This is a genomic window from Streptomyces sp. NPDC007905 (genome assembly GCF_042959345.1).
Taxonomy (GTDB): Bacteria; Actinomycetota; Actinomycetes; order Streptomycetales; family Streptomycetaceae; genus Streptomyces.
In genome coordinates this window covers 216,683-223,371 of sequence record NZ_JBIBKS010000017.1, presented here as the reverse complement: position 1 = coordinate 223,371, position 6,689 = coordinate 216,683, and the positions used below count along the sequence as shown (strand labels likewise).

Annotated in this window: 8 protein-coding genes; 4 read left to right on the top strand and 4 right to left on the bottom strand. The window is 72.7% G+C overall.

Translation table 11 applies throughout. The features are described from left to right. Positions 1–440, bottom strand: a 440-nt coding sequence (locus tag ACFZDC_RS28780) for a transposase (protein WP_391328482.1), incomplete at its 3' end; no start/stop codon positions are given. 212 nt (positions 441–652) lie between these two features. On the opposite strand from ACFZDC_RS28780, the gene ACFZDC_RS28775 reads away from it, so the two are divergent. Then, the gene (locus tag ACFZDC_RS28775; protein ID WP_391328481.1) at positions 653–1,720 is read left to right on the top strand and encodes a methyltransferase domain-containing protein; all 1,068 of its coding nucleotides are present in this window, start codon (positions 653–655) and stop codon (positions 1,718–1,720) included. Positions 1,721–1,727: 7 nt separating this feature from the next. Here the strand turns inward: ACFZDC_RS28775 and ACFZDC_RS28770 are convergent, their stop codons facing one another. Continuing rightward, entirely contained in the window at positions 1,728–2,660 is a 933-nt protein-coding gene (locus tag ACFZDC_RS28770; protein ID WP_391328479.1) for a lysylphosphatidylglycerol synthase domain-containing protein, read from the bottom strand. Positions 2,661–2,763: 103 nt separating this feature from the next. Here ACFZDC_RS28770 and ACFZDC_RS28765 point away from each other — a divergent pair, with 103 nt between their 5' ends. Together ACFZDC_RS28765 and ACFZDC_RS28760 are read left to right on the top strand one after the other, a co-directional pair. Continuing rightward, positions 2,764–2,964, top strand: a complete 201-nt coding sequence (locus tag ACFZDC_RS28765; RefSeq protein WP_391328477.1) for a hypothetical protein — start codon at positions 2,764–2,766, stop codon at positions 2,962–2,964. 623 nt (positions 2,965–3,587) lie between these two features. After that, the gene (locus ACFZDC_RS28760; RefSeq protein ID WP_391328475.1) at positions 3,588–4,232 is read left to right on the top strand and encodes a VTT domain-containing protein; all 645 of its coding nucleotides are present in this window, start codon (positions 3,588–3,590) and stop codon (positions 4,230–4,232) included. Between the two features lie 80 nt (positions 4,233–4,312). On the opposite strand, the gene ACFZDC_RS28755 is transcribed toward ACFZDC_RS28760, so the two are convergent. Next, entirely contained in the window at positions 4,313–4,840 is a 528-nt protein-coding gene (locus tag ACFZDC_RS28755; protein ID WP_391328473.1) for a DapH/DapD/GlmU-related protein, read from the bottom strand. 110 nt (positions 4,841–4,950) lie between these two features. Between ACFZDC_RS28755 and ACFZDC_RS28750 the strand changes: the two genes are divergently transcribed. Further along, entirely contained in the window at positions 4,951–5,715 is a 765-nt protein-coding gene (locus ACFZDC_RS28750; RefSeq protein WP_391328471.1) for a DapH/DapD/GlmU-related protein, read from the top strand. 1 nt (position 5,716) lies between these two features. Here the strand turns inward: ACFZDC_RS28750 and ACFZDC_RS28745 are convergent, their stop codons facing one another. Continuing rightward, positions 5,717–6,574, bottom strand: coding sequence for an EamA family transporter (locus ACFZDC_RS28745; RefSeq protein ID WP_391328469.1), 858 nt, complete (start codon positions 6,572–6,574; stop codon positions 5,717–5,719). Positions 6,575–6,689: the final 115 nt, after the last annotated feature.

Below are 6,689 nucleotides of genomic sequence, written 5' to 3'. Positions count from 1 at the left end.
TCAGCCACCAGGTCGGCTCGGTGGGCAGTCAGCAGCGCGAGGTCCGCGGCGAGTTGGGCAGGCACATCGATGGCGGCGAAGTCCCGGCGGTGGCGAGCGGTCTCGGCGATGACATAGGCGTCGCGGGCGTCGGTCTTCGCCTCGCCGCGGTAGGCGCCGGACATGCGGTTGACCGTGCGGCCAGGCACGTAGACCGCCCGCTGGCCGTGGGCCGCGAGCAGCGCCAGCAGCAGCGCGGACGAGGTGCCGGAGATGTCCACCGCCCAATGGACCTCATCGGCCAGCTCCAGGATCTCGCCGAGCGCGGCCAGGATCGCCGACTCGTCGTTGCCGATCTTCTTCGACCACAGGGTCGCACCGGCCTCGTCGACCACAGCAGCCCAGTGGTGGCCCTTGCCCGCGTCGACACCGGCCCAGACGTGGGCCTTCCGCTTGGTCACTCGCCCCTCCTCGTTCCGCACAACACACCGTCGGCCCGAGGAACACCCCGCTGTCATCTCCGTAAACAGCGACCGCACACAGCGCGCACATCTCAATCAGCAGCCAGGGCGCCCCGGAGAGCCGGACGGCCACTCCTCGGAAGCCACTGAAGACAAGACCCGATAAGCCACATCCGGCCCTCCCGGGCCGCCTAACAACTTACGGAGACCCGATGAGCGACCCCAGCAAGAACAGCGAGCGGACAGCCGCCCTGCGCTCCGCCTACCAGGCCGACCTGGCCGCCGGCACGGACCGCTTCTTCGCGCCCAGGCGCAGCACCTGCCCCTGGTGCGCCTCCGCCCGGCTGACCACCCGCCTGCGCACCATCGACCTGCTCCAGCACAAACCCGGCCAGTTCACCCTCGACCGCTGCACGGACTGCGGCCACACCTTCCAGAACCCCCGACTCACCGACGAGGGGCTCGAGTTCTACTACCGGGACTTCTACGACGGTCTTGGCGAACAGCGCATGAGCGGCACGTTCGGCGGCCGCACCACGATGTACCGGGGCCGGGCGGAGGCGATGGCACCGCACGACCCGAACCCGAAGAACTGGCTCGACGTCGGCACGGGCCACGGCCACTTCTGCGAGGCCGCCCGGACCGTCCTGCCCGGCACCGCCTTCGACGGGCTCGACTTCACCGACGGCGCCGAACTCGCGGCCCGCGAGGGCCGCGTGGAGCACGCCTACCGCGGCGCCTTCCCCGACCTCGCGCCCGAACTGGCCGCCCGCTACGACGTGGTGAGCATGTTCCACTACCTGGAGCACAGCACCGACCCGGACCGCGAACTCCGCGCCGCCCACGAGGTCGTACGCCCCGGCGGCCATCTGCTCATCGAGGTCCCGGATCCGGAGAGCCGGTACGCACGCCTCCTCGGCCGCTGGTGGCTGCCCTGGCTCCAGCCGCAGCACCTGCACCTCATACCGGTCGGCAACCTGCGGCGCCGGCTCACCGAACTCGGCTTCACGGTGATCGCCGAGCAGCACGCCGAGCCGCACGACCCGGTCGACCTCCTCGCCGCCGTCTGGCTGGCCCTCGACCACACCGCCCCGCGTGACGACGCGCCCTGGTTGCCCGAGCCGCCCGGCGGTTTTCGGCGCGCCCTGCGCACCGCGCTCCTCCTCGCGGGCGTGCCCGCCCTGCTCACGGCCACCCTCCTCGACCGGTTCGCGGTACGCCCGCTGTCCCACCGTCTGGGCCTGTCCAATGCCTACCGCCTGGTCGCCCGGCACGAGTGACCGGCGCTCACAGCACCTCGGCGCGGATCAGCGCCGACAGCACCAGGGCGCCCGGCAGCAGCGGCAGCCAGTCGGTCAGCACCCGGTAGCCGATCACGGTCGCGGTGGCCACGGCCGGCGAGGCTCCGAACGCGACCAGCGTCCACACCAGCGCCGCGTCCACCGCGAGACCACCGGGCGCCGGTACGGCTCCGACCGCGGTGCCCGCCGCCAGATGGGCCAGGACCACGTGCTGCCACGGCAGCCCCAGGCCGAGCGAGACCCCCACACAGACGAGCGCACCCGCCTGTAGCAGGGGCATCGCGGCTGCCCCGCCCCACAGGGCCAGCACCCGGCAGGGCCGGCCGTGCACCACCCGCGCATCGGCGAGGGCGGAGCGCAGCAGCCCCGTCACCGGACGCCGTAAGGGCCGCACGACCGTCAGGAGCACCCCCGCCGCGGTGAGCGCACCACCCGCGACGGCGACGGCGGGCACCAGCGCCCGCCCGTCCTGGAGCAGGTCCCCGAGCCGCCGCCATGTGGGCGAGGACGCCAGGAACACCAGCAGCACCAGCGTCTTCGCAGTGGTCCTCGCCAGGGAGTACAGGCCGATCGAGGCGGCCGCCCGGTTGAGCGGCACCCCTCGGGTACGCAGAAAGCGCAGCGTGACGGCGTGCGCGCCCAGGCCACCCGGCAGCGTGTGGTTCGCGGCACCCGCGGCGAACTGCGAGGCCAGCAGCAGCCCCGGCGGCAGCCGGTCCGGCAGCGCACCCTGCCGGACACAGGAGGCCGCCACCCAGGTCAGACAGGTGAAGCCGGCCCCGGCCAGCAGCCACCAGGGGCCGGCGGCGACGAGCCGCGCGGCACCCTCGTACGCCACGGGCCGGTGGGCCAGGGCCCAGCCGCCGGCGAGCAGCAGGGGCGACAGACACAGGGCGAGCCGGACGGGCCGGCCCACCATGAGGGAGCCGCGCCGCACCGGCGCCCCGGACCCGTGACAGGACGGATCGGAGGCCGGGGGGACCGGCGAGGGCAGGGATGCCGGGGAGGCCACGGAAGCTGCAATGACCGGAGTGGGCGGGGACGCCGAGGAGGCCGAGGAGGCGAGAAAGACCGGCGAGGCGGGGGAGACCGGCGAGGGCGGTGAGACCGCCGAGGCCGCGGAGACCGGCGAGGACGGTGAGACCGACGACGGTCGGGAGGCCGGTGACGCCGACGAGGCGGGGGAGACCGGCGATGGCCGGGAAGCCGGGGACGCCGAGTAGGCCGGGGAGAGCGGCGACGGCGGGGAGGCCGAGGGAGCTGGGGAGAGCGGCGACGGCGGGGAGAGCGGCGACGGCCGGGAAGCCGGGGAAGCCGGGGACGCCGGGTAGGCCGGGGGGAGCGGTGACGGCGGGGAGGCCGAGGGAGCTGGGGAGAGCGGCGACCGCGGGGAGAGCGGGGAGACCGGCGATGGCCGGGAAGCGGGGGACGCCGGGTAGGCCGGGGAGAGCGGTGACGGCGGGGAGGCCGAGGGAGCTGGGGAGAGCGGCGACCGCGGGGAGGGCGAGGAGGCCGGGGACACCGGCGAAGGCGGGGACGCCGAGGAAGCCAGGGACGCCAGGGACGCCGGGGGCGTCGGGGAGAGTGAGGACACGGGGACGTGGTCCTTCCGCATCGGGCCCCGGCAGGGGGACCTTGGGGAGGCGGAGCGGCGAAAGCCTCGGGGAGCCTTCCCCTTCCGCATGACACCGGGATGTCCGAAAACCGAAGGCGCGAGGGCGGGACGGTGCCGTAGGGCGCGTGCGCGGGAGCTGTCGTTCACGGCCGACCAGGTAGCCTTCCCATGGGGCGCGCTGCGCAAGCCACGCCCTGGCAGACAGGAACGCCCTCAGGGGAGGAACCGGCGGTGCACGTCCAGGAATGGCTCGACACGGTGCCCGCGGCCGCCGTCTACGCCGTGGTGGGCCTGGTGATCGGCCTGGAGAGCCTGGGCATCCCGCTGCCGGGCGAGATCATCCTGGTGTCGGCGGCGCTCATGTCCTCCCAGCACTCCGGCATCAACCCGATCGTCCTCGGCGTGTGCGCGACCGCCGGAGCCGTCATCGGCGACTCCATCGGCTACGCGATCGGCCGCAAGGGCGGACGACCGCTGCTGGCCCGGCTGGGCAGGAAGTTTCCGAAGCACTTCGGCGAGGGCCATGTCGCCACCGCCGAGCGGTCCTTCGAGAAGTGGGGCATGTGGGCCGTCTTCTTCGGCCGCTTCGTCGCCCTGCTGCGCATCTTCGCCGGCCCCCTCGCGGGCGTCCTCCACATGCCGTACTGGAAGTTCCTGATCGCCAACGTCCTCGGCGGCATCTGCTGGGCGGGCGGTACCACGGCCGTCATCTACTACGTCGGCATCGTCGCCGAGGACTGGCTCAAGCGCTTCTCGTACCTGGGCCTGGCGGCAGCGGTCCTGATCGGCCTGACGTCCGTGCTGATCATCAAGCGTCGGGCCAAGAAGGCCCAGCTCGAACACCGAGAAGCGGAACCTGTGGGCGCCGGGGACTGAAACCCCCCAGGGCCGTGGGGAACTGCGCGATCAGCCCCACGCACGCGCTCCCGCACGCGCACCCACACCCGCGAACGCCCCTACTCGTGCACATGCTGATGCGCCTTGGCCAACTCCGCATACATCGTGCCGTTGAGGGTGATTCCCTGCCGCTCCTCCGCGGAGAGGGCCCGCTTGACCTTCGCCGGAACGCCCGCGACCAACGACCCCGGCGGCACGACCAGCCCCTGCGGAACCAGCGCCTGAGCGGCAACGAGGGACCCCGCCCCGATCACCGCCCCATTCAGCACGGTCGCTCCCATCCCGATCAGGCAGTCGTCCTCCACGGTCGCTCCGTGCACCACCGCGTTGTGCCCGATGGAAACCCGCTCCCCGACGCTCACCGGAAACCCGGGATCCGCGTGCAAGGTGCAGTTGTCCTGCACGTTGCTGTTCGCGCCGACCTCGATCCCCTCCACATCTCCCCGCAGGACCGCGCCGTACCAGACACTCGTCCCCGAGCGGAGCGAAACGTCCCCGATCACCGAGGCCGTGGGCGCCACGAACGCCTCCGAGTCGATCCGGGGCTCCTTCCCCCCGATTCCCACGATCAGCGCCTTGTGCGTCATCACCGTCTCCTCGCCATGTCAGTGGTACTCGGCACGGTACGTCAGCAGTGGGGCAAAGATCACAGCAGTGTGCCCTCTCGCCGAAGACAACCGCTGAGTAACGTGACCCCGTGCCGAAGCGCAAGAACACGTTCTCGTCCTGGAGACGGGGCCTCGCCCAGCGGGCCGTCCACGCGGCCTGGTCCTGGGCGCAACGCAGGGGCTCCGTCACGGCTGAGCACCCGGCCGGGTTCCGCTTCGGCGCGCTGGGCACCGGTACCAGGCTGGCCTTCCCGCTCGGCACGGTCTTCGGCGAGCCCTGGATCCACCTCGGTGCCCACTGCATCATCGGCGAGCAGGTCACCCTCACCGCCGGTCTGATGCCGGACCTCGACCTCGGGCCGGAGCCCATCCTGCGCGTCGGCGACGGTGTCGTGCTCGGCCGGGGCAGCCATGTCATCGCCGACACCACGGTCACGATCGGCAGCGACTGCTACTTCGGGCCGTACGTCTACGTCACCTCCACCAACCACTCCTACGACGACCCGCACGAGCCCATCGGCAGGCAGTGGCCGCGCATGGAGCCGGTGGAGATCGGCCCGGGCTGCTGGATCGGCACCGGTGCGGTGATCCTGCCGGGGGCGCGGATCGGCCGGAACGTGGTCGTGGCGGCCGGCGCGGTGGTGCGGGGAACCGTGCCCGACCACTCCGTGGTGGCGGGGGCGCCGGCCCGGGTCGTACGGCGCTGGACTCCCGCCGACGGATGGCAGCCGCCGCTGCGGACCCCGGCTCCGGTGCCGCTCCCGGAAGGGATCACGCCGGAGCAGTTGCGCGCGCTGGCCGATCTCGACGAGGAAGGGATGGAGCGGCTGGCCCGCCTCGAGGCCGACGGCTGATTCAGCCGGTCGCCAGCAGCAGCGTCCCCAGCAGGGCGAGCCCGGCGCCCGCGGCCTGGACCGCGCGTAGCCGCTCGCTGAGGAAGCCGCGCGCGGCCAGCGCGGTGACCACCGGGTACAGGGAGGCGAGCACGGCCGCCACGGTGATCGGGCCGTGCTGGGCGGCGACGGCGTAGGTGCCGTTGGCCGCCACGTCCGCGAGGCCGACGAAGGCCAGTGCCGGCAGCGAGGTACGGGCAAGGCCGCCCTCGGGCAGGGCGGGGGTGCCGCGCCGGACGGCGGTGTACAGGGCCGCGCCGCCCGCCGCGACGCTCGTCACCCGCTGGACGAACAGCGACAGGAACAGGCCGGTGACATTCGTCGAGGCCTCCGTGATCAGCGCGAACACCGTGCCGAAACCCAGCGCCGCGATCAGCGTGAGCAGGATCGTCAGCCGTTGCACCGGCGCGCCGCGCAGCTGCGGGCCGCCCGCGAGGACGACCCCGGTGACGGCGACCGCGATGCCCGCCACCTGCAGTGCTCCCGGGCGCTCGCCGAGCACCAGGCCCACACCGACGGGCACGGCCACGCTCAGCGTGGCCAGCGGGGAGACCACGCCCATCGGGCCCAGTGCGAGTGCCTTGTAGAACGAGAACACGGCCACCGGACCGGCCAGACCGGCCGCTACCGCGAACCACAGCCGCGGGCCCGCCTCGCTCCAGCCTCCGGTCGCGACCACGATCGCGGCGAGCACGGCCGCCGCGATCGCCTGGGAGGTGACCACCACCGTCAGTGCGGGCGTGCGTCGGGTCAGCAGCCCGCCGCCGAAGTCGGCCAGGCCCCACAGGAGGCTGGTGGTCAGGGCGAAGAACGCTGTCACTGAGGGCCTCGCAGTACAGTTCGGTGAACAAGCGGGTGCATCCCACCGTAGTTCCTTTCATTGAACTCTGCCATCCAAAATAGTTGACCTCATCTCCCTGGACATTGGACGGAAC

Excerpts from the sequence above, each read along its gene's own strand:
- ACFZDC_RS28765 (WP_391328477.1), top strand. The coding sequence starts at position 2,764 with ATGACCGGAGTGGGCGGGGACGCCGAGGAGGCCGAGGAGGCGAGAAAG.
- ACFZDC_RS28755 (WP_391328473.1), bottom strand. The coding sequence starts at position 4,840 with ATGACGCACAAGGCGCTGATCGTGGGAATCGGGGGGAAGGAGCCCCGG.
- ACFZDC_RS28770 (WP_391328479.1), bottom strand. The coding sequence starts at position 2,660 with ATGGTGGGCCGGCCCGTCCGGCTCGCCCTGTGTCTGTCGCCCCTGCTG.
- ACFZDC_RS28775 (WP_391328481.1), top strand. The coding sequence starts at position 653 with ATGAGCGACCCCAGCAAGAACAGCGAGCGGACAGCCGCCCTGCGCTCC.